This window comes from Maribellus sp. CM-23, from assembly GCF_021354595.1.
Taxonomy (GTDB): Bacteria; Bacteroidota; Bacteroidia; order Bacteroidales; family Prolixibacteraceae; genus Draconibacterium.
On record NZ_JADWYJ010000004.1, the window covers coordinates 1 to 26,142 of the forward strand.

Here is a 26,142-nt window from a genome sequence, read left to right on the forward strand (position 1 = left end):
CTACAGCGGCGGGGCACCACCTCTTCCCATTCCGAACAGAGAAGTTAAGCCCGCCAGCGCCGATGGTACTGCGTAACAGTGGGAGAGTAGGTCGCTGCCAACTTTATTAAAACCTGGTTCCTAAAGGAGCCGGGTTTTTTTATGCAATAAACTTTGTTTAGGAATAACTCCTTACGTACAGCTTGTAATTATCATGTCTGGTTCGGTTAATAAATGCAAAAAGTGCCTGTTCAATGGCACTCGCTTCAATGCTTTTCTTAGTTTTGTGCTGTTAACGTTAAGTTATATGCAAAAGATACTTATAGCTTTTTTTATTATATGTGTTTTCCTGTTAACGTCCGTAAGTACGTTTGCTCAGTCTGATTTGGATTTTCGCTCTGGCAGTGGAGCGCCGCAGGAAAGTAAGACCAAGACTGATTCGATCAAACCCGAAATCGGACTCTGGTATTTAAAGGGATACGGAGCGTTTATCGACTCTACCAAATTGGATACGCTGCAAGATTATGTACACATATTTCACCCGGTTTATAAAAACAATGTAATTACGGCTTCTTATGTGGGGAACTATGGTACACCCGCATTGGATAACAATTTCTTTAATCGTAACTACAAAACGAACTTCTTTTTTGCACAAACCAGGGATGCTTATATTTTGTCGCCGTCAAAGCTGCAATACATCAATACCCACACACCTTATACGCGGCTTGATTATACGCAGAGCGAGAATAAGTCGAAGAATAACGAGACAAGGTTTAATGTGATTCATTCCCAAAACGTAAAGCCGTGGTGGAATTTCACATTTAGGGTCGATCTCGCAAAATCAGACGGACAGTACATTTCGCAGGAAGCTAAAAACAACTCAGTAGCATTGTATTCGAGTTATACCAAAGATAATTTATTTGTGCATGCGGGTTTTATTACCAACTCGATGGATAATAACGAAAACGGTGGGTTGACCTCCGACTCGTTGCTCCTAGATGAACAAGATGCAGAGTACTGGAACGTTAACCTAAACTCTACCCAATCGCATTTTGCCAGTAGCTATTTCTTTGCCAACGGCGAATATCGTTTAGGAAAGTTTATCGAAACCGAAGAAGATGGGGAAGAAGTATTTCGTCCGATATTGGGGGCGATGTACAATTTTGAGTTGAACTTTAACCGGCAGGAGTTTGTCGAGGACGAGAAGCTTAGCAATACATTCTTCCCGGTTTCTTATTATCCCGACACTTATACAAAAGATTCGATTCGCTACAACCGGTTGACGAATATATTTCAACTGAAACAGTACGAAAATGCCAACAAAAAATACAGCTTTGGCAAGCGCGCCTTTTTGGGAGTTGAAATCAACAGAGGTTCAATGCCGGGGGTATATGATTTTGTAGAGCGTAATTCACAATGGGAGTATCCGTCTCACCTTTTGGGAACGCCGGTTCCGGATAGCATGGTTTATCGAAACGACATTAAATATTCAAACACTTTTGTGGGTGGTGGAATCTTTAGGGAAACCGGTAAATTCTGGAAGTGGAATGCGGAAGGGAGGATCTACTTAACCGGAAGAAACGCCGGACAGACCGAATTGAGGGGGATTATTTATAAGCCGATGAATTTTATGGGAGATTCACTGGCTTCGATAAGTTTTTCCGGGGCCATCGAGAATTTGGAGCCCGATTACTTTCAGGAAAAGTTTTATTCGAACCATTACCGTTGGGACCAGAATCTGAAAACGGAGCAACGCTTAACCGCCGGTGGAACCTTTAAAATGCCCGGGAGAAAGCTGGAACTCGGAGCAAAATACGCTGTAATTAACAACTACATATACAACGATACGCTGGGGATTCCGAACCAGACTAGTAACGAAATCCTGGTTCTGTCGGCTTACATCGATAAAGACTTCAATTACCGGAATCTGCATTTTCGTACACGGGTGTTGTGGCAAAAGGCTTCGGAAGAAAAATACATTCATTTGCCCGAATGGTCGGCTTTTGTGTCGGCGTATTACCAGTTTACCATTTCAAAGGTGCTGTTAACGCAAATTGGATCTGATGTTCGTTATAACACCAAATATTACGCAGATGCTTATGCTCCGTCAACCGGAATGTTTTATCTGCAAAATGAAAAAGAATACGGCAATTACCCTTACATCGATGTGTATGCAAGCCTTCGCCTAAAACGAACCCGTGTGTTCTTTAAATTTGTGAACATCGGAACAAGATTCCTGAATGGAGAATACATGACTGTGCCGCATTATCCAATGAATCAGTCAACATTCAGACTCGGGGTTTCGTGGGCGTTCTACGATTAAATGTGTTTTTCTTCTGCAATGTTCTGAAGTACATCGTAGAATTCCGAAAGAATCATGGCTGTGGCTCCCCAGATAATCTCATCTTTATAAATGATGCAGGGAACATCCAGCTTCCCGGTTAACGTTTCCAGTTGAAGTTGCTGATAAGGAGGCCGGAAAAGTTCGATGGGGAAGTGAATGATCTTTTCCACTTCTTCGTTGCAGAGCCGACAGGTGGGCGTTTCGTGCAACCAACCTACAATGGGCTTTATCTGAAAACGACTTACTTCCACATAAAACTCCGATAGTTCTCCCAGTATCTCAATGGCTCCCTTTTTTATCCCGATTTCTTCCCATGTTTCACGCAAAGCTGTATCAACAGCAGTTTCGCCCGGTTCAATTCTTCCGCCCGGAAGAGCCATCTGGCCGGCATGGTGTTTCATGTGTTGCGGGCGTTTTATCAGCAGCACATTTAAACGGTTTTCTTCCTCAAAAAGCAGGAGCAAAACACTGCTGTCCTTTATTCTGCTTTTGTCTTCCGGAGCTGCCTTCAGCGTGCGGTTGGGAGGCAGCAATTTGTAATGCGATCCCAGGCCCGGAAGTTTCTTGTGCAGTGCATCTTTTATATTGTCTTTTAGGAAGTTCATAGAGCAAAAATAATCAAATCAGCTTCATTTGGGCAATTATAAAGTACGCTTCTTACTTTTGGCTACTGATCAAATATCCTTCGGTAAATTTTGCTTTCAATTTAGTGGTTAAACCACTGCAAATTTGCCTGCCTCTCGTCTGGTTTTAGGGTAACCTGATAGTTTTTATAAGTTAGAATGCCGGACAATGAATGAAGAGACACATTTTTTCCCAACTGTTTTTGTACAATCTACAATCGTTAGTCAATATTCATCATTCATCTTGCACAGAAACCTGACTTGCCCGCATTAATCAAAACGAATGGTTTTGTCGGGCGAAATACGGCTGATCAGCCAGCTCGGAATAATCAGAATTAGCGAGGTGATGGTGATGGTTCCCAGGTTCAGCAACACCAAATGCAGTACCGAGAAATTCATGGGAACATAATCAACATAATAAGCGGCAGGATCGAGTTTGATGATGTGAAAAATGCCCTGAAGCAGCACAATCGAAATTCCGATGACATTTCCCCACAACATGCCCCGGCTTGTCAGAAATACTGACAGATAAATAAACACCTTCCGGATACTCCAGTTGGCACTTCCCATGGCTTTTAATACCCCAATCATTGAGGCCCGTTCGAGGATCAGCACCAGCAAGCCGGAAACCATATTAAACGAGGCAACAATTACCATTAATAAAAGGATGATCCAGACATTCATATCAAGAACCGAGAGCCAGTCGAAGATTTGCGGATACAGTCGTGTGATACTCTCGGTGCGCATTATATCCGCGTCGGCATCCCGAAACTGGATGACGCTGTTACGGATTTCCTGCTCAATATTATCAATCTGGTTGAAATTATTGATGCCCACCTCAAAACCACTGATCTGGTCGCTTCGCCAGTCGTTAAGCCGTTGCACCTGTTTCAGATCACCGAGAATGAATACTTTGTCGAATTCCTCAAAACCACTGCGGTAAACACCGCAAACGGTGAATTGCAGCAAGCGCGGGATAGCATCTTTTTCGTTGATAAAATAAACAACCACCCGATCGTTCATTTTTATATTCAGGAGTTTGGAAAGGTGTTCCGAAAGGATGATCTCGTTTACCCGGCTGCTGTCGTTAAGATTGGGAACATGCCCGGCCACCAGGTTTTTGGCAAAAAAATCCCAGTTGTAATCTTTGGTTACCCCTTTGAAAATAATTCCCTGGTGATACTCGTCGGTTTTGATCATCCCGGGTTTTGTGGCAAAAGGCTGAACATATTTTACTCCTGCAAGGGAACGAACGGTTTCAAGAAATGGCTGATCGGCTGATACCGGACGCGTTTCGTACGAATTATTCGAGTCGTAATTAATGATTTGTATGTTGGAGCCAAAGCCGATTACCCGGTCGCGGATCTCTTTTTTGAAGCCGGTCACCACGGCTACAGAAACAATCATTACAGCCAGACCAAGGGCAATCCCTATTAAGGCAATGCGAATAATACGCTGCGAAAGCAACTTACGTGTAGCCTTATCCGAAAAAAGGCGTTTTGCTATAAAAAGCTCGGTATTCATGGGGCTGAATTTACATTTTTATCAGCACAAAATCCTTGTTTATATCTGTACTTTCTGAATTTCCATCACATCCTTCCTACGGTTTATAAAGGGCAAAACCAGCAGCGAGATAATGCCGATAAAAATGATCATAACCGTCATGGATGTATGCGCAACAAAGGCGAAAATAATACCGTTTTCGTTGGCAACTCCATACAACGACAGCGCTTCTTTGGCCATAAAATGCCAGGCTCCGATACCTCCCTGCACGGGTGCAACCATTCCGAAACTGGCCAGTACAAAGGTGGTCAGCCCGGCAATCGGAGTTAGGTTCGACGTAAAATCAAATGCAAAAAAGATCACATAAAGCATCAGGTAATACATAAACCAGATAAAGGCCGAATGAAAAAAGAACCAGCCCTTTTGCTTGATGTTACGTATGGAAATAAAGCCTTCCTTAAAGTTTTGGATCACTTCCATCATTTTCCGGAAGATAGCTGTATGCTTAAATGCTTTTCGGAACACAATAAACAAAATAACGGCAACTACCAACGCAATAAGCAAAACAGGTGAAGTGATCACCGCCATCAACTTATCTTTAATCTCCGGGTTTGCCTCAATAAAATGAAGCATTTTCCCAAATTGCGAGAAAATGACGACACCCAGTAAAATCAACAGTGAAATCATGTCGACCAATCGCTCGGCCACCACTGTTCCTATTAGTTTTGTAAAAGAAATCTTTTCATAGCGAGCCAGAACCCCGCAACGCGACACTTCTCCCATGCGCGGAAAAGCCATGTTCATCAGGTAGCCGACCATAACTGCCAGAAAGGTATTGATAAACCTGGGTTTATGCCCAACCGGCTCTATCATAAGCCCCCAGCGCAGGGTGCGGCTGATGTGGCTAAGCAGTCCCATAAAAAGCGACAGCCAAACCCAGCCGTATTTAACATCGTTTTTTAAGACCGATTTAATGTGTTCAATATCCTGATCTTTGTAGATGAGCCAGAAAATAAAAGCTCCCGCTGCGAAGAAGGCCAGAAACTGGAGAATCTTTACAATCGTTTTTTTCAAAATACAGATTTTTTAAGCTTTCTATTGCTAACAACCCATACTCCTTAAATTTTTACTACTTTTGGGCTGCAAATTTACCGTCTGGTAATAGCTGTTCGTAGCGAACAAAAATAAAAATTTGTTTTATTAATCGACGAAAAAAAGAACAAGAAGTATCGAATAGAAATGGACGACACGGAAAGTAATGAGTTTTGTCAAACCCAAAAAAGGTCTGGGTCAGCACTTTTTGACGGATCAGAATATTGCCCGTAAAATTGTTGACAGCCTGGGGAGCGATGTTCCGGATATCTTGGAAATCGGCCCCGGAATGGGAGTACTGACTCAATATCTCTTGCAGCGTCCCGAACTAAATGTTCATGTTATCGAGATCGACCGGGAATCGGTCGCCTATCTTCAGCAGCATTTTCCTACACTCCAACATATTTGGTCCGAAGATTTTCTGAAAGCGGATGTAGCCGGCAGGTTCGATGGGAAATTTAACGTGATCGGAAACTTTCCTTATAATATTTCCTCGCAGATATTTTTTCGTGTTCTGGCCTGGCGGAACCGGATCCCGGAAACGGTTGGGATGGTGCAAAAAGAGGTGGCAGAACGAATTGCAGCTTCGAACGGCTCCAAAGTTTATGGCATTTTAAGTGTTTTGCTACAAGCATTTTTTGATATCGAGTACCTGTTTACGGTTTCTGAAAACGTATTTAACCCGCCGCCAAAAGTAAAATCAGCAGTTATTCGTTTACGGCGAAACCAGGTAGAAACACTTCCCTGTGACGAGAATTTATTCGTCCAGGTAGTGAAGGCAGCTTTTAACCAGCGGCGAAAAATGTTGCGGAATTCGTTAAGGGATTTTTGCGAAGCACTGCCCGCCGAATTTGCCGAAAAACGCCCCGAACAGCTTAGTGTGAGTGATTTTATCCGGCTGACCGGAATGATTGAGAACCTTAAAAACAATAAGGCATGAGCTTCGAAAATACAAGAGAATTTGTAGATCGGCTAAAGACTCTTATTGAAGAGGACAACCAACAAGGCGTAGCTGAATTACTGGAAGATCTTCACCCGGCTGACATTGCCGAGATGATGGAAGACCTGACGATGGAAGAGGCGAAGTTTATTTACCGTTTGCTGGACGGTGAAACCGCTTCTGACGTGTTGGTGGAGATGGACGAAGCTGACCGAAGACGACTTCTTCGCGAACTGCCTTCTGAGATTATTGTTAGCAAGTTTATTGAGTTCATGGATTCGGATGATGCCGCTGACGTGGTAGCCGACCTGGACGAAGATCAACAGCGCGAGGTTCTTAACGAAATCGGGGACATTGAGCAAGCCGGCGATATTGTCGATCTGCTGGAATACGACGAAGATTCGGCCGGTGGTATTATGGCAAAAGAGCTTGTGAAGGTGAACGAGAACTGGAACGTTGCCACTTGCCTGAAAGAGATCAGCAAACAAGCCGAAGAGGTTGACGAGATATTTTACATTTATGTGACCGACGACGATGATAAACTAAAAGGTGTATTGTCGTTGAAAAAACTCATTCTGAGCAACACCAACACTAAAATTGCCAATTTATACAATCCCGAAATCAAAAAAGTGATTACGGATACACGCCAGGAAGAGGTGGCTGAAATCATGGACAAGTACGACTTGGTTGCGATTCCCGTGGTAGACGATATTGGCCGTTTGAAAGGAAGAATTACCTGGGACGACGTGATCGACATTGTTCGTGAAGAAGCCGAACGCGACTATCAGATGGTGTCGGGTATTACCGGCGACGTGGAGTCGAGCGACAAGGTTTGGCCGCTGATCCGCGCACGTTTCCCCTGGCTGATGGTGGGTTTGTTGGGGGGAATTGTGAGTGCTACCATTTTGAAAACACACGGAGATTCGCTTTCGAAAGTGACCCAGCTTGCCTTTTTTATTCCCTTAATTGCTGCGATGGCGGGGAATGTGGGAGTTCAGTCATCGTCGATTATTGTAAAAACTATCGCCAGCGGGGTGAAAGACATGGAAACGCCCACGCGTAAATTGCTGAAAGATATTTCGGTAGCTTTTCTTACCGCTACGGCTTTTTCATTGCTTATTTTTATTTATAATTTCTTTACCGCAGGAGACTTGCGCTTAACGTACGCTGTTTCCATTTCCCTTTTTATTGTGATTTTGTTTGCTTCGTTGTTTGGAACGATTATTCCTTTGGTTTTGCACAAGTTCAAGATAGATCCGGCTTTGGCAACAGGACCGTTTATCACCACCATGAACGACATTTTGGGAATGTTTATTTACTTGGGGGTGGCAAGCCTGTTTTTTAATCTTGGTTAAAGCGAATTTATGGCGATTACCGGGTCGAGCCGGGCAGCCGAACGAGCCGGCATAAATCCGGCGAGAAATCCGATAACACTTGAGATTACAAGTCCTTTGATGATGTTCACTACCGTGAGTGTTATTTCAAATTCGGTGGAATAGGTAATGATCAGGGTGCCGATGTAGATCAGCAGCAATCCCACAAGCCCTCCGATTACGGATAAAACAATGGCTTCAAATATAAATTCAAGCAAAATGAAATAGCGTTTGGCTCCCAGCGATTTCTGAATACCGATAATTTTGGTACGCTCTTTTACCGAAACAAACATAATATTGGCAATTCCAAAACCTCCCACCAGGATGGAGAAGCCTCCAATGATGGCGCCTGCCATATTAAATACTTTAAAAAACTGATCGAAGCGTGACGAGATCAGGCTTACTTCATTCAGTGCAAAGTCGTTGTCTTCCACTGGTTTTAAACGGCGAAGTGTGCGCATAATGCCTTCAATTTCAGCTTTAAAACGTTCGCTGTCTACATTGGGGCGGGCTTTGATGCAAATGGTTTGCCCGATGTCGCGGTTGCGAATGTCCACCATGTTCATGGATTTCATCACCGATATGTGAATGTTTTTGTCCATGGTGTTTCCAAAGGCATCCTGTCCCTTTCTGCGGTAAACGCCAATAACCCGGAATTTGTGCCCCTGGATTTTCATTACCCGGTCCAGCGCATTCATTCCCGAAAACAACTCTTTTTCAATGTCGGCGCCAATAACGGCAACCGGTGTACCGTTTCGCATTTCCGATTCAGTGAAATAGCGGCCTTTTTCCACATCCAGGTTCCACACATCGTACATAGCATGCGTAGTGGCCATAACGGTAACGTTGTCCATGTTGTCGCTTCCGGCCTGAACGGTACGCGAAAAACCAAACAAAAATGCTGCATTTTCAACCGTATTGGCGCGACGTACAATTTCTTCGGCTTCTTCCAGTTCGGGAGAAGGGCGGTTCATGTATCGCCACCAGGGATACTCGGTTTCTCCTTCGGGAGGTGTCCATGGCCACTTGGCAACATAAATCATGTTACTCCCCAGGCCTGAAAGCGATTCGCGGATGCCCCGTTCCAGCGAGTCGATCACTGTGAAAACCGAAATAATCGCAAAAATACCGATGGTGATGCCCAGTAATGACAAAAGAGTGCGAAGCTTGTTGGCCCGTAACGAATTGAAGGCAAACGATAAACTCTCAAATGTGAGGCGAATCAGCAGCATCGATTTAATTTATTTCTGTAAAAATAGCACTAGTTTTTTTATAAAAACGTTTACACCTAAAATCCTTTGGCATGTTTTATTAGTGTCGAAATAAATAAATGATTACACTTTTCGTTCTAAATAAGAATTGCCGTATAATAATATTTTTAAAGTACTGTTATAATAGTAAATAAACGGTTTTTTTTATCTTTGCGAGCGAATCCGAAAAATCCAATAAATGGCTGATAATAAAAAAATTAAGACTGCGTTGGTTTCAGTCTTTCACAAAGAAAATTTAGATAAGATTATTTATAAACTAAACGACTTGGGTGTTAAGATTTTAAGTACCGGGGGGACAAAAAGTTTTATCGAGTCGTTAAATGTAGAGGTAACTTCGGTAGAAAGTTTAACAGGTTATCCGTCTATTTTGGGGGGGAGAGTAAAGACTTTACATCCGAAAGTATTTGGGGGGATTTTGTCGCGCCGTGATAATCAGGGCGATGTGAGCCAGCTGAACGAATACGAGATTCCGGAGATCGACCTTGTAATTGTAGACCTTTATCCTTTTGAAGATACAGTTGCTTCGGGAGCCGATGAACAGGACATTATTGAAAAAATAGATATAGGCGGGATTTCGTTGATCCGTGCCGCCGCCAAAAATTTCAAAGACGTGGTGATTGTTCCTTCGCAAAAGGAATACCAGCCGCTGTTGAATCTTTTGGAAGAGAAAAACGGAGAGTTTTCGCTGACGGATCGTAAGTGGTTTGCCAGCCGGGCTTTCGGGGTTTCTTCACATTACGATTCAGCGATCTTTGGATATTTCAACGAAGGAATTGGAGAAGCTACCGAGCGCGTTAGCTTGAACAACGGGCAGGTTTTGCGTTACGGCGAGAACCCACACCAGGCGGCTTCGTTCTATAAATTCAACAATGGCGGAAACTCGGCAACCTTGGCCGACGCCGAAGTTTTACAGGGGAAAGCGCTTTCGTACAACAATATGTTAGACGCCGATGCTGCCTGGAAATCAGCCAGCGATGCTTACCATGCGGTTACACATCTTGAAAATAAAGTGGCCGTTTCGGTGGTAAAACACCTGAACCCTTGTGGTTTGGCAGTGACCAATAACATTATGGAGTCGCTGGAACTGGCATGGGCCGGTGATCCGATCAGCGCTTTTGGTAGCATCATTTGTTTCACCGATACCGTAACGGGAGAAGTAGCTGAATGGTTTGGGAAAAAGTTTGTGGAGATTTTAATTGCTCCGGCTTATACCGACGAGGCGCTGGAAGTTTTGGGCAAGAAAAAGAACCTGCGTGTATTGGTGACACCCATTCGTGAAGCAGTTCCGGGGGAGAAACTGTACCGCTCAATCAGCGGAGGTATGTTGGTACAGGACGAAGACGAAGGTTTGGATCAGGAGTTCAACACCGTTACCGAAAAAGAATTTGAAGGATCAAAAATGAACCTGGCGAAATTTGGGACCATCGCCTGCAAACACCTGAAAAGTAATGCAATTGCAGTGGTAACTGAAAATGCTGACGGAGGATTCTGGTTAACCGGAGCAGGAATGGGACAACCCAACCGTTTGGATAGCTTGCGTTACCTGACCATGCCGCGCTTCGAGTTAAAAGGAGGGCTGGACATCTCCAGTTCAGTGCTTATTTCAGATGCATTTTTCCCGTTCCGCGACAGCATTGAAGCAGCCAACGAATACGGTGTGAAATACATTGTTGAGCCGGGAGGAAGCATCCGGGATGATGAAGTGATTGCAGCCTGCAACGAATTTGGCATTGCCATGGCATTTACAGGAAGAAGACATTTCAGACATTAATATTAATTATATCTTTATAACATCAAAACCACATAGATAAACAGCAAATTAATGGGTTTATTTTCATTTTTAACACAGGAAATTGCCATTGACCTTGGCACTGCAAATACCATTATCATACATAATGATAAAATTGTAGTGGACGAGCCCTCGATTGTTGCCATCGATCTGAAATCGGAAAAGATGGTTGCAATTGGTGAAAAGGCACGGCAAATGCAGGGGAAGACACACGCCAACCTGAAAACAATCCGGCCTTTACGCGATGGTGTAATTGCGGATTTTAACGCGGCGGAACAGATGATTCGGGGAATGATTAAAATGATTAACCCAAAACCGAGGATGTTCTCGCCGGCGCTAAAGATGGTGGTTTGTATTCCTTCCGGGAGTACAGAAGTGGAGATCCGTGCGGTACGTGACTCTTCGGAGCATGCCGGCGGACGCGAAGTGTATATGATTTATGAACCTTTGGCTGCTGCCATCGGGATTGGCTTGGATGTGGAAGCTCCCGAAGGAAACATGGTGGTGGATATCGGTGGCGGTACCACTGAGATTGCGGTTATTTCGCTCGGAGGTATTGTTACCAATAAATCGATACGCATTGCAGGAGATGACCTTACGGCCGATATTATGGAGTACATGCGTCATCAACATAATATTAAAATCGGGGAACGTACAGCGGAGGAAATCAAAATTCACGTAGGATCGGCACTTTCTCAGTTGCCTGAACCACCACAGGATTTTGTGGTACAGGGGCCGAACCAGATGACCGCTTTGCCGATCGAGGTGCCGGTGTCGTACCAGGAAATTGCGCACTGCCTGGAGAAATCGATTTCAAAGATTGAAACAGCAGTGTTGAGTGCCCTGGAGCAAACACCTCCCGAATTGTATGCCGACATTGTTACGAAAGGAATCTGGCTGGCAGGTGGTGGAGCGCTGTTAAAAGGTCTCGACAAACGTTTAACCGATAAAATAGGAATTCCGTTCCACATTGCAGAAGATCCGTTGCGTGCGGTGGTTCGTGGAACCGGTATTGCCTTGAAAAACGTAGATAAGTTCTCGTTCCTGATTCGATAAAGCCTTCTTGATACCGTAAATGCGAAGTTTATTCAGACTACTGGTTAAAAACTATCCGTTTCTTCTATTTCTTTTTTTAGAGGTTGTATCAGTTGTGTTTATCGTAAACTACAACAGTTTTCAGCGGTCAAGGTTTCTGAATACGTCCAATGCTGTTAGTGCATCGCTTTATAGTTCCTATAGTGCGGTGGTGCAGTATTTTGGGTTGAAGAAAGTGAACCGGCACCTGATGGAGGAGAACTCCTTTTTGCGGAATCAGCTGGATCGTTACGAAAATGTGTTACCAGACTCGATACCGGGACTCGTGCCCTCCGACAGTACTTTCCATTACATTTCGGCAAGGGTGATCAACAATTCGGTGAACCGGCAGCAAAATTATATTACGCTTAACCGGGGGCGAAAACACGGGGTGAAACCCGACCAGGGCATTATCACCACTACCGGGATTGTAGGGATCATAACTTCGGTTTCCGAATCATATTCGATGGGATTGTCGGTTTTGAACCCGCGGTGGAGTGTTTCTGCAAAGCTTAAAAAGAATGGTTACTACGGATCGTTGATTTGGGATGGGAAAGATCATAAGTTTGCCGATCTTAACGAAATCCCGTTTCATGTGGATGTAGCCGTTGGCGATACCATTGTAACCAGTGGTTATTCGTCGGTTTTTCCTGAGGGAATTATGGTGGGAACGGTGAAATCGTTCACTCAACCTCCCGGCGAGAATTATTACGTGATCAATGTGGCGCTTTCAACTGATTTTAAATCGGTGACCTGGGTGGAAGTAATCGATGGCCTCAAATCGGAGGAATTGGAAAAATTAAAACAGGCAACATTAAATGGAGAGGCTGGGATTTAGATATTTTGTAATGTTTATTGTGCTGCTGGCAGTTCAGGTATTGTTCCTGAACCAGATTCAGTTCAGTGGTTACATAAATCCCTACATTTATGTGCTTTTCATTATGCTGCTTCCGGTAAATATGCCAAAGTATGCACTTATGCTGCTGGCGTTTGCACTCGGAATCAGTGTCGATATTTTTTCCAACAGCCTCGGAGTTCATTCGGCGGCATCGGTTTTTGTAGCCTATTTGCGGCCGGTGATTATCCGGGTGATTACCAACCGCGAAGAAGATTTGAGCGAATATCCCGGATTGGCACAAACCGGTTTTCAGTGGTTCCTGGGTTATGCGGTCATTATGATCCTGTTGCATCACCTTGCTTTGTTCTACCTCGAAGTATTTACCTTCGCTAATTTCCTAAACACATTGTATCGTGCAATTTTAAGTTCTGTATTTTCGTTTTTTGTGATAGTTTTAAGTCAGTTTATCATTTTTAGAGAGTAGGGAACAAAAAGTGAACGATTATTCGAGAAGGAGTTATATAATCATTCTGGTTTTTATACTTGTAGCATTGGTATTCCTCATCAGGTTATTCAACTTACAGGTAATGGATTCCACGTATAAACAATACGCTACCAACAACGTATTGCGCGAAGTGGTGCAATATCCTGCACGCGGACTTATATACGACCGTAACGGCGAGTTGCTGGTGTACAATAAAACCGCTTACGATTTATTGGTCACTCCGCGCGAGGTAAAACCGTTTGATACCACGTTGTTTTGCCGTTTGCTGGATATTACCCGTGAAGATTTGGAGGCCGGGATTCAAAAAGCCCGGAAGTATTCGTCGTACAAACCTTCTATTCTGGTGAAGCAAATTTCGCCTGAGAATTATGCCATACTTCAGGAGCAACTGTATAAGTTTGAAGGATTCCATTCACAAACCAGGACCTTGCGCGAATATTCTGCGCCGGCTGCGGCTCACGCTTTAGGGTATGTGGGCGAGGTTACCCAAAACGACATCAACAAAGATGCATATTACAAACCCGGTGACTACATCGGGGTTAACGGAATTGAAAAAACATATGAAGAACAACTCCGGGGGACCAAAGGGGTGAAGAAGAACCTGGTGGATGTTCACAACCGGATTCAGGGCAGCTACCTGGAAGGGAGCGAAGATGTTCCGGCGCAAATAGGAAAAAACTTAACGACTACGCTCGACCTCGACCTTCAGTTGTATGCTGAAAAACTATTCAAAAATAAGAAGGGGGCAGTGGTTGCGATTGAGCCGTCAACCGGCGAGGTTCTGGCCATGGTAAGTGCTCCGGTTTACGATCCCGGTTTGCTGGTGGGAAGGGTGCGTGGTGCCAATTACAAGGCGCTTGAGTCCGATTCTTTAATGCCTTTGTTTAACCGGGCACTTCAGGCAAAATATCCACCGGGCTCTACGTTTAAAACCATAAATGCGTTGATCGGTCTGCAGGAGCGCGCCATTACGACTGAAACCCGTTTTTCCTGTGCAGGCAGAGGTTCCACCCCGATTCGTTGTACGCACGATCACATCAGCCCGGCGAACGTGGTGGAGGGGATTCGCGAATCGTGTAACCCTTTTATGTGGAACACTTTTCGAAGTATAATTGGCCGCGCAAAGACTGCTGCCGAAGGATTCAGAACATGGCGCCAGTACGTTCAGAACTTTGGGCTTGGAACCATATTAAGTGAAGATTTTGCCAATACGCTGAAAGGTGATTTACCCAGCGAGGAACTTTACAACAGGATCTACGGAAAGGGTCGCTGGAATGCACTTACGGTACGTTCGTTGTCAATCGGACAGGGCGAGCTGGGAGCTACTCCGCTGCAAATGGCCAATGTGGCCGCCATTGTTGCCAACCATGGTTTTTACTACGAGCCGCACATTGTAAAGGAAATAGAAGGCGACACGATTCGGAGTTCGTACAAGAAAAAGCACGAGGTGGGTATCGACGAAAAATATTTTGCCCCGATTATTGAAGGAATGCGGCAATCGATTAAAAATTATTATTACATCCCGGGATTGGAATATTGCGGCAAAACCGGAACGATACAAATTGGACGGGGACTGGAACACGGAGCCTTTGAGGCTTTTGCACCTAGGGAGGAACCTAAAATTGCGGTTTTTACCTATGTTGAAAACAGTAAGTGGGGGTCTCAGTATGCAGCGCCCATTGCAAGTCTTATGATCGAGAAATACCTGAATGATACCATAGCCAGTAACCGGCTTCATATTGAAGAACGAATGTTGAATTCCAATCTTTTGGATCCTAACAAAATTGTAATTACAGATGGTGCAGCGGAGTAAAATATGGGCAAATATCGACTGGGTGACCGTACTCTTGTACCTGGTGCTGGTTTTTATGGGCTGGTTCAATATTTACGCGGCTGTCTACGATTCTGATCATCAGAGCATATTTGATATTTCGCAACGGTATGGTAAACAGCTTTTATGGATTGGTGCAGGCGCTGCGCTGGCAATAATCATCATGTCGATAGAAACCAACTTTTATGTGTTTTTCTCTTATGTTATCTATGGTGTAATGGTTTTTTTGCTGCTGCTTGTGCTGTTAATTGCCAATGAAGTAAATGGTGCCCGGTCTTGGCTTGAGATAGGCGGATTTAAAATACAACCCTCCGAGTTTGCCAAGTTTGCAACGGCCCTGGCATTGGCGCGGTACATGAGTACCTTCGACTTTAAATTAAAGAACTTTAAGTCGCTGGCAATAATGGCCCTGATAATTTTTACACCTGCCGCACTTATCCTTTTACAAAACGATACCGGCTCGGCGCTGGTATATTTTTCGTTTGTGCTGGTCTTGTTCCGCGAAGGACTTTCGGGGCTGGTGTTGTTTCTCGGAACCTTGATTGCCACTTTGTTTATCCTGGCATTGATCCTGTCTAACTTCACGCTGATATTGGTATTGTTGGGTGCCGGAATTTTGATGTACCTGATCCTGAATCCCAAGTTTAACCAATTTCTTCGGGTTCTTATGTTTTTTGCAGGTGGTGTTTTGTTGACCTTTCTGCTAAATGCAATTATGGGGAGGAAGTACGAGAGTGCGGATGTAGTTATTTTCGGAACTGTTTTGGGAGCACTGGGAACTTTGGTGTATTCGCTTCAAAAGAAATTTAAAAGCTATGTAGTTATATCGCTCTTTTTTATTGGTTCTGTGGCGTTTACCAATTCGGTTGGCTATGCTTTTGATAATATTCTCGAACCACACCATCAGGTCAGGATAAAAGAACTTTTGGGGATCGAATCCAATCCGTATGGAGCTGGCTACCACGTAAACCAAAGTAAAATAGCCATTGGCTCGGGTGGAATGTGGGGGAAAGGTTATTTGAACGGTACACAAACCAAGTTCAACTTTGTGCCCGAACAAAGTACCGACTTCATTTTCTGCACGGTTGGTGAAGAATGGGGCTTTGCCGGGACCTTTATCGTGATTGCCCTGTTTGTATTTTTTCTAAGCCGGCTGGTTTGGCTGGCCGAACGACAACGATCCGTTTTTTCGCGGATTTATGGTTACTCCGTGGCGGTAATCCTGTTTTTTCACTTCATGGTGAACATTGGGATGACCGTCGGCATCATGCCCGTTATCGGGATTCCCTTACCTTTTTTTAGCTATGGAGGTTCTTCTCTGTGGTCATTTACCATTCTGCTTTTCATTTTTATCCGGCTGGATGCAAGTCGTTTAGAAAACTTCCGAGACAGTCGAAATGCCTGATTCATTGTGAGTTCTTGGTCGTCTGCCTGTTTTTTGTTATATTCGCTGGGCTTTTTAAAAATCGAAAGATTTTTAATCTTATTAGGGTAATATAGACAAACAGATATTATAGAGTAGTTCTTCTTTGATCCTGAGGGAAATGCAGAACCACTTTTTTTCTAACTTTTTTGTGGATACTTTTTGAGTGTTCCGGATTTGAACGCTTGCAGGTGTGGTATCCCATTAAACTAAAATTTAATGCGATGATATACAAACCTTATTCTCTTCATAACTTCAGACAAATACCGCAAATGTCGTTTTTGACAGATGAGCAAAAGCTGGAAATTGAGGTGGTGGGAACAGTGCTCCCGTTTAAAACAGATAACTATGTGGTGGATGAACTGATCGATTGGTCGAATTTTGAGAAAGATCCGTTTTTCCATCTTACTTTTCCGCAGCGGGAAATGCTTCATGAAAAAGATTTTAGCCGGATTGCATCTCTGCTAAGAACGAATGCATCAAAGGAGCTTGTCAAAGAAGAGGTAAACAAGATTCGGCTGAAATTGAATCCCAATCCGGCCGGACAGGAAAACAATGTTCCTGTTTTTAATGGAAAGCGTTTAAACGGAATTCAGCATAAATACAGGGAAACCATGCTTTTCTTCCCAACCCAGGGACAGACCTGTCATGCCTATTGCACGTTTTGTTTCCGGTGGCCTCAGTTTGCCTTAAACGAGTTCAAGTTTGCAATGAAAGAGGCCGATCAAATGGTAGAATACCTAAAAGCGAATCCTCATATAAGCGATGTTTTGTTTACTGGCGGCGATCCGGCAGTAATGAAAACACGGTTTTTTGAAAGTTACTTCAACGCTTTGCTGGAAGCCGATATTCCGCATCTGAAAAACATTCGGATCGGTACAAAATCGTTGGCGTACTGGCCTTACCGTTATACTACCGACCCCGATGCAGATGATTTATTGCGTTTATTTGAAAAGGTGAAAAAGCGTGGAATAAATGTGGCATTGATGGCACATCTTAATCACCCGGGCGAGTTGAAAACAAAGGCCGTTCAGGAGGCCGTGCAGCGTCTGTTGAATGCGGGTGTGCAGATACGTTCGCAATCGCCGGTAATGCGCAACATTAACGACCGGGCCGACATTTGGGCTGAAAACTGGAAAGAACAGGTGCGGCAGGGAATTGTACCCTACTACATGTTTGTGGCACGCGATACAGGTGCGCAGGATTATTTTGCCGTTTCGTTGAATCGGGCCTGGCAAATATTCAGAGGTGCCTATAATCAGGTGAGCGGAATTTGCCGGACGGTGAAAGGACCTAGCATGTCATGTAGCCCGGGCAAGGTGCAAATTGTGGGTGTTTCCGAGATTAAAGGACAGAAAGTGTTTGTGCTGAACTTCCTCCAAGGGCGCGACCCGTCGTGGGTTGGAAAGCCGTTCTTTGCGAAGTTTGATCCCAAGGCAGTTTGGTTTGATGATCTGGAGCCTGCATTGGGCGAATCGGGATTCTTTTTTGAAGAGGCTTATCTCGAAATGCTGGCTTAAGGATTTTGTTGCCCCGAAGCCAGGGGCAGTTCCAAAGTCACATCGAATTCTGTTGTTACATAGTGGATCAATTCCTGCATAAAAGCTTTGAAATTGAGGCCAAGTGTTTCGTAGTTTGCACGTAAAATGCTTTCGGCAACGGGAGCTTTCGAAGGTAGCGATGAATACTTGCCCATGATGTGCATCGACTGTATGATTCCATCTATGGTGGCGTACGACTCCAGTCTCCGGTTTTGAATAAGGAAGGGCAAAAAGCCTTGTACCCGTAGTGGGAGATGTTTGAAGTTCGACAACAGTACAGAATGCGAGCGTTTGGCAAACCAGCGGAGTGATGTATCGGAATAGCTGGTCCAGTTGACGGCCAGAAAATGGTCGTAAATAAAATCGACTACAATTCCGGCGTAATGCCCAAAATCTTCACGAAACAAAATTTTTGCTTCTTTGTGCAAAGGGTGAATATCGGTAAAATGATCGATGCGGCGATGCAAAACAATCCCTGCAGCAATTTCGTCCGGATAGCTTTTGTATTGCCTGCCTTTTACGTAGTCGCCGATAAAGTTGCCAACCAGCATTTTTTCTGATTCGCCCGATAAATACAGATGTGCCAGATAATTCATATGCAATAACTCTCAAACGAATACACTCCCGAAAAGTTTTGGATGATCGCCTTTACTTTGGGTGAATAAAGAAAGAAAAATAGTTTTTCGAGCCCGTTAAAAATCCTTTAAAATTATGTTGTGTCCGAACTTTGATGCCGATTTATTAATCGTTATTTTAGCGGCCGAATTACAAAAGCTATGGCAAAACGGATTGTGGCATTTGGAGAGATCGTTTGGGATTTGCTACCTCACGATCGGGTTTTGGGAGGAACTCCTCTGAACCTTGTTTTCCGTTGCAATTCGTTTGGGGAAGAGGGGCATCTGCTTTCAAGGGTAGGCGACGACGAACTGGGAGAGGCCGCATTGGATAAGCTTGTTGAGCTTAAAATATCGGATAAAAATGTGCAGGTTGATTCTGAATTTCCGACCGGAGTTGTCCGCGTAACCTTCGATAAAAAAGGGGAAAGCCGTTACGAAGTGAAAGAAGACGTAGCTTTTGACCACATTGAATTCACTGCCGAAGCATTGATTCTGGCCCGGCAGGCCGATTGTCTGTTTTTCGGGCTTCTGCCGCAGCGATACGGCCTTTCCAAAAATACCATTCGCGAACTGATTAAGGAAGCACCCGATTCGCTTCGTTTTTTCGACCTGAAATTGTTTGAACACTTCTTCAACGTGGAAGTGGTAGAGCGTTTGCTTAACTGTGCGCACATTGTCCGAATCAAAGAAAAGGAGATGGAGTTTCTGGCAGACAAGTTGAAAATGAACTACACCGGCCTGGATGATTTTGCCGAACAGTTGTCAATAAAATACAAGATCGATCTGGTAATCATTACCCGTGGCGACAGTGGTATTTCTGCTTTTCATACTAAGAAAGGGCAGTTTTACGATCCTGGTTATTTGGTTGAAATGGAAGATAATATCGGTTCAGGAATGGCTTTTTCTGCCGGTTTTCTACATTACTACCTCAACGGAAAGTCGATGGAGGAATCAATTCATTTTGGAAACGCAGCCGGAGCGCTGAATACCACCAAACGCGGAGCCACCGAATTTTTTGATAAAAATGAGGTGCTGGAGTTCATGAAAACCACTTCTCAGCAAGGCTGATTATTTACAAAGTTTTTCTTAACAAAACAATACTTTTAAACATCTGCTTTAAAGTAACTTAAATGCCTGTTCGGGTGTTTAATATTCAAAAAGAGCAATTCAGCAGAGCCTGATTTGCCGTAGATAAAAATCATACTGTTCAGTGCATATCTCGTCTGGAAGCAGAACTTTGATGGAATTCAGCAGGTGATGAAAGTTGAGGAAATCAGGCGTCGATGATCAATTCTATCATAAGAAAGGGTTAAAAGTGAGTAAACAATAAAAGTTGTAGAGATGAAAATGAAAACAAACGAAATTACGGCCATGTTGCTGGAGAACCTGTGGAACAGATATATTTCAAGGGTTTCTTATGCGAAAAAATATGTGGAACTGGTGCTGGAAAAAGGAGGGAGAGTTGTAAACGACCATATTGCATTAAGAACATTTAATACGCACACGGGCGAACAACCAGGGGGAATCAGGGCTATTAAGCACATTCTGAATTATTTGGGGTATGTACCGGTTGGAAAATACGAATTCAAAAAGAAGAAGCTGACTGCCATTCACTTTGAGCATCCAAACGAAACATTTCCCAAGATCTTTGTGAGCCAACTGGAAGTGGAGCAACTACCAACGTGGGCGCAGCAGGTCATTAACCAGACAGTGGTGGATACGCCTTATCTCATTTCTGACCGAAGCCTTGAGTTGTTGGCTGTACTGAAAGAAGAAGGGGAAATACCTAAGGTAGCCGCAGAGGCTTTGGTGCTCGATCTGGCGCAATATTTCAGGCGCCCCTGGAACGCGCCGGTAAAAGAAGATGTGTTAAAGATAAACGACGTTTCGCAATATGCTGCCTGGACGCTTTTGCACGGAAATTCGGTGAATCATTTTACGGCTTTTATCAATCACCAGGAAGTAAAAGAATGGCTCGATCTGGAAGCAACCTGCACGGCTTTGGAGGCCGCCGGAATTCCGATGAAAGACAGCATTGAAGGTGAAAAGGGGAGTAAGTTGAGGCAATCGGCAACACAGGCAGTAAAAGAAGATGTGGAAGTGATGGGAGAGGATGGCCCCGAGAAAATTACCTGGACCTACGCTTATTATGAACTGGCCGAGCGAAATTATGTGGAGGAGGATGGAGTGCGCAAACTCTTTTCCGGATTCCTGGGAGAACAGGCTTCTCATTTGTTCGATATGACAAGAACCCGGGATAACTGATTTTATTCTGCGATTTCTTAATAAACCGAAGGTACAAAGGTCATTTCTGAAATGGGGGGGCGGACATAGCCTTTGCTGTCTTTTCGTGGCGGTAGTTCTATTGTTTTGTATTCAAGTTCTTTGTACGGAACCATTGACAGTAAATGATGAATGCAGTTCAGCCGGGCGCGTTTTTTATCATCGGCATCCACCACATACCAGGGACTGATCTTGGTATCGGTGTAAGCAAACATATCGTCTTTTGCTTTTGAGTATTCCACAAAAAGCTGCATCGATTTTATGTCCATCGGGCTGATTTTCCATCGCTTGGTAGGGTCTTCGATGCGCGACCGGAAACGTTTTTCCTGTTCGTCTTCACTAACCGAGAACCAGTATTTTACGAGGATGATTCCGGAGCGGATCAGCATTCGTTCGAAATTGGGGCACGAGCGCAGAAACTCCCAGTATTCGTCAGTGGTGCAAAAACCCATTACTTTCTCCACCCCGGCGCGGTTGTACCAGCTTCGGTCAAAAAGAACCATCTCGCCGGCTGCCGGCAAATGGGGAACGTATCGTTGGAAGTACCATTGTGTTTTTTCGCGTTCGGTGGGAGTTCCCAGTGCTACTACCCTGCAAATTCTGGGGTTCAGGTACTGTGTAATACGCGCAATGGTTCCGCCTTTTCCGGCAGCATCGCGGCCCTCAAAAATAACGACTACTTTAAGGCCTTTGGCTTTGATCCATTCCTGTAGTTTTACCAGTTCAATTTGCAGCTTGTTTAGTTCTTTTTCGTAGAACCGGGTGTTGATTTTCTTCCTTTTAGGTTGCTCGTTTGATTCCATTTTGTAGCGTTTGCAAACATTTAAAGGTAAGAAAAATCGAGTAATTCCGTATTGGCAGGTTTTAGGGCGCGATAATATAAGCGCCAAATTTGCTGTCGTTGTCGACATCGGTGAGTGCAAAAAAGCCGGAAGCAATTTTATCGTTTTTTAGAACAAGCGGATGTTTTCTCTCCATCTCAGACTGAAACTCCAGGAAGCTTTTTCCGCCGCCATACCAGGTTTGGTACAGTGCCTTTTGTCCGGGCACCAGAAGCTTTTCTAAATGAAGCGAAAGCAATCCCATGTTTTGCCGTAAGTTAATTTCAAGGCAGGGATTAACGGCTAGTTGATTACCGGAAGTTTTAAAAATCAGGGTATCCACCCCTAAATTTCCTTCGTATGCTAAAGCCAGTTCGCTGTTCTCCAGTATGCGGATGAGCGGAGAAATGATTCTGTCGGGAAGGCTTTCCGCAAATAGTTTTAGTTCCGGATCCATATCATCGGGAAGGCCGTTCAGCCGATTGCCGGTATATTGTCCTTTGCTGTCGGTCATAAAATTGCTGATCCCCAGAAACGTGACTTTGCGGTTTCTTAGCTCAAACTGAAAGGCGATATCCAGCTGCTTGTCAAGAAGTGGCTCAACAATTACGTAGCCCTGGTCTTTGATGATTCCCAGGATTTTCTCCCATACTTTTGGGTGAACCGGTGTTTTGGTAATGGGTTGAAGTCCTCGTCCGGAGCTACTCCATGGAGCTTTTATCATCAGCTTTCCCCAACGGCTGAGCAGGGACTCAATCTGTTGCTGCCCGTAGCAAACTTGTCCTGAAAGTTCTTTCGGAATAAAAATCGTGTCAGGAAATTCCCGGATCATTTGTTGAAGAATGCCGAGCGCAAATTTTTTGGAATACAAATCCCGTATTTCCTCCGACCAGTTAAAAACAGGCGATTTTTGAAATGCCTCCGAACATCTTGTTTTTAAAGGAGCCAACAATTTATGTGTTGCCGGACTCCAGCCCCAGGGCTTTAGTGAATTTATGCTGTTGAAAGGATTGGTTTCGGCATTTAAAGCTTTTTGAAGCTTCATAAGAGCGGGGATGTCTATATTCTGCTTTCCAATGGATTTCAAATAGTTTTCAGAAGGAAGCTGTTCTGTTAAAACAACATCTTTTGAAGTTCCCAAAAACAGAGGGAGTATACTTAAATCGGCCTCCATCTTTTTTAGCAGCTTATTGGGTTGCCAATTGGGACTTCCGTTGCCAATTGCCAGGTCGCAGGTGGGGTTGAAAAGGTATATGTCGGGAAAATATTCCAATTGATATGCGTTTAGAAAATGAACGAAAAAAGTTACTTTCTTCTCTTGAAAACCCCCGCCTGTGCCATTGCCATAATCAGAACACCCAGAACAGTTATAAAACCGCCAATCAGCTGATGGCGGAGTGGAAGCGTTCCAAAAAACAGAAAGGCTCCGAGCAGCACACAAACACCCTTCGTGCTTTGTACAATGGACGAACGAGATGCTTCAATGTAGCGGAACGAGTAATAAACGGTTAAAATGGCGGTAAATTCCAGAACGGCTCCAATCATTGTATTTTTGACGGCCGTTGCTGAAAAGACGGTAGATTCTCCCATCACAAAAAACATAATAACAGAGAAGGCAAGGAGCCATATCGAACGGTTCAGGTTCAGTAGCTCGGGACTAAGTTTTTGCACGTGGACTTTTACAACAAGCGTTGTGATGGTGGCAAAAATGGCATTGAAAAAAACCACTCCCGTACCTTTGATGAAAATGGTTTCGAGTGTGGTGCCGCCGCTGTAACTAATTACAAAAGCGCCGGCCAGTGCCAGAAAACCACCCAATATTTCGATAGGCCCAAAACGTTCGTGCAAAATAAAAATGCCGCCGAGCATCACCATCACCGGGTAAAGGTTTCCAAGAAAAGAGGTGACTGACGGATCGGGGATGATATGAATGGACAGGAAAAACAGCGTAGTAGTGGCAATTTCAAGCAGACCGAGCGTTAGCAGGGTAAAGGCCTGTTTACGGGATAAGTGTGCCACTTGCGTTAGCTTTTTGTTGAAAAGAGCAAACACAAAACAGGAGAAGGCAACCACCAGGTACCATAAACTTCCAAACTGCGCCAGCGGTATTTCATTCAACGCCGCCTTGCTGAAAATGTAAACATTCGAAAAGGCCAGGGTCGCAATCAGTGCAAAGAAATAGCCCTTAATGGTGTTCGACTTCATTTGGTAAGAATTGAGGTGATAAAGATAGAAAAAATGAATTCGGGGTGACTCCGGGAATTTTGATTGGGGGCGACAAATTTCCTTTTTGTTTCAGAACATTAGAAATAGATAAAACTCCGTGTGCCTCTGTGATAAACTCCGTGTCGTCCGTGGTTAAAAGTCAAAAAAAACACAAAGTAAAACAGAGCGAAAAAGAGATTCAGCAGGGAGTAAGATTTGCCATACTCTTCCAATTGTAGTAGGTGAGCTTAATTTGACCGGCTGATTTTAAACTGATTTTTAAACCTTCAGTAAGCCGGGGCTTGTATGTAGCAGTAATTTTCAGATTACATTATCTTTGTTGGAAATTAGAAGTGGGAGCAACTTTCGTTTGTGACTCCTTTAATCCTGATAAATAAATCATTATGTTACCGAAAATTAATCCGATAGAGACAAAAGCTTGGCAGAAACTCGAAGAAATGTACTTTGATTTCGAAGGCACGCATATGAAAGACCTGTTTGCCAAAGATGCCGGTAGGTTTGAAAAATATTCACTTAGGTTTGAAGATATCCTGGTTGACTTTTCCAAGAACATTTTGGACGAGGAGGTAAAAGCAACATTGATCGAACTCGCAGAAGAGTGTGGTTTGAAAGATGCAATTGAAAGCATGTTTGCCGGAGAGAAAATCAATGCAACAGAAGATCGTTCGGTGTTGCATGTTGCTTTGCGCAACCGGAGCAATACTCCTGTTCTGGTTGACGGAAAAGATGTGATGCCCGAAGTAAATGCTGTGCTCGACCAAATGAAAGCTTTCTCTGAAAAAGTAATTTCGGGAGAATGGAAGGGCTATACCGGAAAAACAATTACGGATATTGTTAACATTGGTATCGGCGGTTCAGACCTGGGCCCGTTGATGGTGACCGAAGCCTTGAAGCCGTACAAAAATCACCTGAAGCTGCATTTTGTTTCGAATGTGGATGGGACGCACATTGCCGAAACCCTGAAAGCGGTTGACCCGGAAACTACCTTGTTTATTGTGGCTTCCAAAACTTTTACCACGCAGGAAACCATGACCAACGCCAATTCGGCCAAAGACTGGTTCCTGGCATCAGCAAAAGATATTTCGGAGGTGGCAAAACATTTCGTAGCGGTTTCTACCAATGCCGAAGCTGTTGCTGCTTTTGGAATTGATACTGCCAACATGTTCCGTTTCTGGAACTGGGTAGGAGGCCGTTATTCGTTGTGGTCGGCAATTGGTTTGTCGATCGTATTGGGTATTGGTTTTGATAATTATGTAGCTTTGCTCGAAGGTGCACACGCGATGGATAATCATTTCCGTGAAAGTGATTTTGATAGAAACATTCCGGTAATTCTGGCTTTGATAGGCATTTGGTACAATAATTTTTACGGTGCCGAAACCGAAGCTATTTTGCCTTATGATCAGTATATGCACCGTTTTTCAGCTTATTTCCAACAGGGAAATATGGAAAGCAACGGAAAATATGTTGACCGAAACGGTGAGCAGGTGGACTACCAAACCGGACCAATCATCTGGGGAGAGCCCGGAACAAATGGTCAGCATGCTTTTTACCAGTTGATTCACCAGGGAACCAAGCTGATTCCTTGTGATTTTATTGCTTCGGCTATCAATCACAACCAGTTGGGTGATCATCACAAAAAATTGCTGGCAAACTTCTTTGCACAAACCGAGGCGATGATGGTGGGCAAAACCGAAGAACAGGTAACGGCCGAATTAAAAGCTGCCGGGAAATCGGACGCAGAAATCGCTGCATTGTTGCCATTCAAAGTGTTCCTGGGGAATATCCCAACCAACTCAATTCTGGTGAAAAAACTGACGCCGCATGTGTTGGGCGCTTTGATTGCCATGTACGAACATAAAATATTTGTACAGGGTGTTATCTGGAACATTTACAGTTTTGATCAGTGGGGAGTGGAGCTAGGCAAGCAGTTGGCCAACGCTATTTTACCGGAGCTCGACGGTGATAGCAAAGTTACCGGACACGATGCTTCTACCAACGGTTTGATCAATGCATGGAAAGCTATGAAATAAGTTTCTGAACAGAAACGTTTCAAAATATATGGAGACTGG

General features: G+C 44.1%; 21 protein-coding genes and 1 rRNA gene. 14 read left to right on the top strand and 8 right to left on the bottom strand.

Annotated elements, in window-relative coordinates; translation table 11 throughout:
* A 5S ribosomal RNA gene (gene rrf, locus INQ51_RS13950) occupies positions 1-103 on the top strand; the annotation flags it as partial.
* Between the two features lie 183 nt (positions 104-286).
* A complete protein-coding gene (locus INQ51_RS13955; RefSeq protein WP_233378587.1) occupies positions 287-2,302 on the top strand; it encodes a putative porin in 2,016 nt (671 codons plus the stop codon).
* Here the strand turns inward: INQ51_RS13955 and INQ51_RS13960 are convergent.
* The 3 genes from INQ51_RS13960 to INQ51_RS13970 form a co-directional block, all read right to left on the bottom strand.
* A complete protein-coding gene (locus INQ51_RS13960) occupies positions 2,299-2,928 on the bottom strand; it encodes an NUDIX hydrolase (protein ID WP_233378588.1) in 630 nt (209 codons plus the stop codon). The two genes, INQ51_RS13955 and INQ51_RS13960, sit on opposite strands and share 4 nt — an antisense overlap.
* 288 nt (positions 2,929-3,216) lie before the next feature.
* Positions 3,217-4,470 (bottom strand): ABC transporter permease, encoded by a 1,254-nt coding sequence (locus INQ51_RS13965; RefSeq protein WP_233378589.1) that lies wholly within the window; start codon positions 4,468-4,470, stop codon positions 3,217-3,219.
* 39 nt (positions 4,471-4,509) lie between these two features.
* Positions 4,510-5,523: a lysylphosphatidylglycerol synthase transmembrane domain-containing protein gene (locus tag INQ51_RS13970; protein ID WP_233378590.1), complete on the bottom strand. Its 1,014-nt coding sequence runs from the start codon at positions 5,521-5,523 to the stop codon at positions 4,510-4,512.
* A 184-nt stretch (positions 5,524-5,707) separates the two neighbouring features.
* On the opposite strand from INQ51_RS13970, the gene rsmA reads away from it, so the two are divergent.
* Both rsmA and mgtE read left to right on the top strand, forming a co-directional pair.
* On the top strand, positions 5,708-6,481 hold the full coding sequence (rsmA, locus tag INQ51_RS13975; RefSeq protein ID WP_233378591.1) for a 16S rRNA (adenine(1518)-N(6)/adenine(1519)-N(6))-dimethyltransferase RsmA: 774 nt from the start codon (positions 5,708-5,710) through the stop codon (positions 6,479-6,481).
* On the top strand, positions 6,478-7,836 hold the full coding sequence (gene mgtE, locus INQ51_RS13980; protein WP_233378592.1) for a magnesium transporter: 1,359 nt from the start codon (positions 6,478-6,480) through the stop codon (positions 7,834-7,836). The genes rsmA and mgtE overlap by 4 nt, the downstream gene beginning before the upstream one ends.
* Here the strand turns inward: mgtE and INQ51_RS13985 are convergent.
* A complete protein-coding gene (locus INQ51_RS13985) occupies positions 7,833-9,086 on the bottom strand; it encodes an ABC transporter permease (protein ID WP_233378593.1) in 1,254 nt (417 codons plus the stop codon). The two genes, mgtE and INQ51_RS13985, sit on opposite strands and share 4 nt — an antisense overlap.
* A gap of 217 nt (positions 9,087-9,303) precedes the next feature.
* Here INQ51_RS13985 and purH point away from each other — a divergent pair, with 217 nt between their 5' ends.
* The 7 genes from purH to INQ51_RS14020 all read left to right on the top strand — a co-directional run bounded on the left by purH (position 9,304) and on the right by INQ51_RS14020 (position 18,105).
* On the top strand, positions 9,304-10,896 hold the full coding sequence (gene purH, locus INQ51_RS13990) for a bifunctional phosphoribosylaminoimidazolecarboxamide formyltransferase/IMP cyclohydrolase (protein WP_233378594.1): 1,593 nt from the start codon (positions 9,304-9,306) through the stop codon (positions 10,894-10,896).
* A 51-nt stretch (positions 10,897-10,947) separates the two neighbouring features.
* Entirely contained in the window at positions 10,948-11,970 is a 1,023-nt protein-coding gene (locus INQ51_RS13995; RefSeq protein WP_119439792.1) for a rod shape-determining protein, read from the top strand.
* 19 nt (positions 11,971-11,989) lie between these two features.
* Positions 11,990-12,826: a rod shape-determining protein MreC gene (mreC, locus tag INQ51_RS14000; protein WP_233378595.1), complete on the top strand. Its 837-nt coding sequence runs from the start codon at positions 11,990-11,992 to the stop codon at positions 12,824-12,826.
* Positions 12,807-13,310: a rod shape-determining protein MreD gene (mreD, locus tag INQ51_RS14005; RefSeq protein ID WP_233378596.1), complete on the top strand. Its 504-nt coding sequence runs from the start codon at positions 12,807-12,809 to the stop codon at positions 13,308-13,310. Before mreC ends, mreD begins: the two co-directional genes overlap by 20 nt.
* 10 nt (positions 13,311-13,320) lie before the next feature.
* Positions 13,321-15,144 (top strand): penicillin-binding protein 2, encoded by a 1,824-nt coding sequence (gene mrdA / locus INQ51_RS14010; RefSeq protein ID WP_233378597.1) that lies wholly within the window; start codon positions 13,321-13,323, stop codon positions 15,142-15,144.
* Positions 15,128-16,567, top strand: a complete 1,440-nt coding sequence (gene rodA / locus INQ51_RS14015) for a rod shape-determining protein RodA (RefSeq protein WP_233378598.1) — start codon at positions 15,128-15,130, stop codon at positions 16,565-16,567. Before mrdA ends, rodA begins: the two co-directional genes overlap by 17 nt.
* 242 nt (positions 16,568-16,809) lie before the next feature.
* Positions 16,810-18,105 carry a KamA family radical SAM protein gene (locus tag INQ51_RS14020; RefSeq protein ID WP_233378599.1) on the top strand — a complete coding sequence of 432 codons (1,296 nt, stop codon included), beginning with the start codon at positions 16,810-16,812 and terminating at the stop codon, positions 18,103-18,105.
* Here the strand turns inward: INQ51_RS14020 and INQ51_RS14025 are convergent.
* The gene (locus tag INQ51_RS14025) at positions 18,102-18,722 is read right to left on the bottom strand and encodes an ACP phosphodiesterase (RefSeq protein ID WP_233378600.1); all 621 of its coding nucleotides are present in this window, start codon (positions 18,720-18,722) and stop codon (positions 18,102-18,104) included. The genes INQ51_RS14020 and INQ51_RS14025 overlap by 4 nt on opposite strands.
* 180 nt (positions 18,723-18,902) lie before the next feature.
* On the opposite strand from INQ51_RS14025, the gene INQ51_RS14030 reads away from it, so the two are divergent.
* Complete coding sequence (locus tag INQ51_RS14030) at positions 18,903-19,811, top strand: PfkB family carbohydrate kinase (protein WP_233378601.1); 909 nt, start codon at positions 18,903-18,905, stop codon at positions 19,809-19,811.
* Positions 19,812-20,084: 273 nt separating this feature from the next.
* Positions 20,085-21,008: a DUF1338 domain-containing protein gene (locus INQ51_RS14035; RefSeq protein WP_233378602.1), complete on the top strand. Its 924-nt coding sequence runs from the start codon at positions 20,085-20,087 to the stop codon at positions 21,006-21,008.
* A 17-nt stretch (positions 21,009-21,025) separates the two neighbouring features.
* Here INQ51_RS14035 and ppk2 read toward each other — a convergent pair whose 3' ends face one another.
* From ppk2 to INQ51_RS14050, 3 genes are all read right to left on the bottom strand, one after another.
* Positions 21,026-21,829, bottom strand: coding sequence for a polyphosphate kinase 2 (gene ppk2, locus INQ51_RS14040; RefSeq protein ID WP_233378603.1), 804 nt, complete (start codon positions 21,827-21,829; stop codon positions 21,026-21,028).
* A gap of 61 nt (positions 21,830-21,890) precedes the next feature.
* Positions 21,891-23,120 carry a hypothetical protein gene (locus tag INQ51_RS14045; RefSeq protein ID WP_233378604.1) on the bottom strand — a complete coding sequence of 410 codons (1,230 nt, stop codon included), beginning with the start codon at positions 23,118-23,120 and terminating at the stop codon, positions 21,891-21,893.
* A gap of 32 nt (positions 23,121-23,152) precedes the next feature.
* Positions 23,153-24,052, bottom strand: coding sequence for a DMT family transporter (locus INQ51_RS14050; RefSeq protein WP_233378605.1), 900 nt, complete (start codon positions 24,050-24,052; stop codon positions 23,153-23,155).
* A gap of 404 nt (positions 24,053-24,456) precedes the next feature.
* On the opposite strand from INQ51_RS14050, the gene pgi reads away from it, so the two are divergent.
* Positions 24,457-26,103, top strand: a complete 1,647-nt coding sequence (pgi, locus tag INQ51_RS14055) for a glucose-6-phosphate isomerase (protein ID WP_233378606.1) — start codon at positions 24,457-24,459, stop codon at positions 26,101-26,103.
* Positions 26,104-26,142 lie beyond the last annotated feature (39 nt).

Bases quoted from the DNA above. Each gene is read 5' to 3' on its own strand.
- INQ51_RS13955 (WP_233378587.1), top strand. From the start codon at position 287: ATGCAAAAGATACTTATAGCTTTTTTTATTATATGTGTTTTCCTGTTA.
- INQ51_RS13960 (WP_233378588.1), bottom strand. From the start codon at position 2,928: ATGAACTTCCTAAAAGACAATATAAAAGATGCACTGCACAAGAAACTT.
- INQ51_RS13965 (WP_233378589.1), bottom strand. From the start codon at position 4,470: ATGAATACCGAGCTTTTTATAGCAAAACGCCTTTTTTCGGATAAGGCT.
- rsmA (WP_233378591.1), top strand. From the start codon at position 5,708: ATGAGTTTTGTCAAACCCAAAAAAGGTCTGGGTCAGCACTTTTTGACG.
- mgtE (WP_233378592.1), top strand. From the start codon at position 6,478: ATGAGCTTCGAAAATACAAGAGAATTTGTAGATCGGCTAAAGACTCTT.
- INQ51_RS13985 (WP_233378593.1), bottom strand. From the start codon at position 9,086: ATGCTGCTGATTCGCCTCACATTTGAGAGTTTATCGTTTGCCTTCAAT.
- purH (WP_233378594.1), top strand. From the start codon at position 9,304: ATGGCTGATAATAAAAAAATTAAGACTGCGTTGGTTTCAGTCTTTCAC.
- INQ51_RS13995 (WP_119439792.1), top strand. From the start codon at position 10,948: ATGGGTTTATTTTCATTTTTAACACAGGAAATTGCCATTGACCTTGGC.
- mreC (WP_233378595.1), top strand. From the start codon at position 11,990: ATGCGAAGTTTATTCAGACTACTGGTTAAAAACTATCCGTTTCTTCTA.
- mreD (WP_233378596.1), top strand. From the start codon at position 12,807: ATGGAGAGGCTGGGATTTAGATATTTTGTAATGTTTATTGTGCTGCTG.
- rodA (WP_233378598.1), top strand. From the start codon at position 15,128: ATGGTGCAGCGGAGTAAAATATGGGCAAATATCGACTGGGTGACCGTA.
- INQ51_RS14020 (WP_233378599.1), top strand. From the start codon at position 16,810: ATGATATACAAACCTTATTCTCTTCATAACTTCAGACAAATACCGCAA.
- INQ51_RS14025 (WP_233378600.1), bottom strand. From the start codon at position 18,722: ATGAATTATCTGGCACATCTGTATTTATCGGGCGAATCAGAAAAAATG.
- INQ51_RS14030 (WP_233378601.1), top strand. From the start codon at position 18,903: ATGGCAAAACGGATTGTGGCATTTGGAGAGATCGTTTGGGATTTGCTA.
- INQ51_RS14035 (WP_233378602.1), top strand. From the start codon at position 20,085: ATGAAAATGAAAACAAACGAAATTACGGCCATGTTGCTGGAGAACCTG.
- ppk2 (WP_233378603.1), bottom strand. From the start codon at position 21,829: ATGGAATCAAACGAGCAACCTAAAAGGAAGAAAATCAACACCCGGTTC.
- INQ51_RS14050 (WP_233378605.1), bottom strand. From the start codon at position 24,052: ATGAAGTCGAACACCATTAAGGGCTATTTCTTTGCACTGATTGCGACC.
- pgi (WP_233378606.1), top strand. From the start codon at position 24,457: ATGTTACCGAAAATTAATCCGATAGAGACAAAAGCTTGGCAGAAACTC.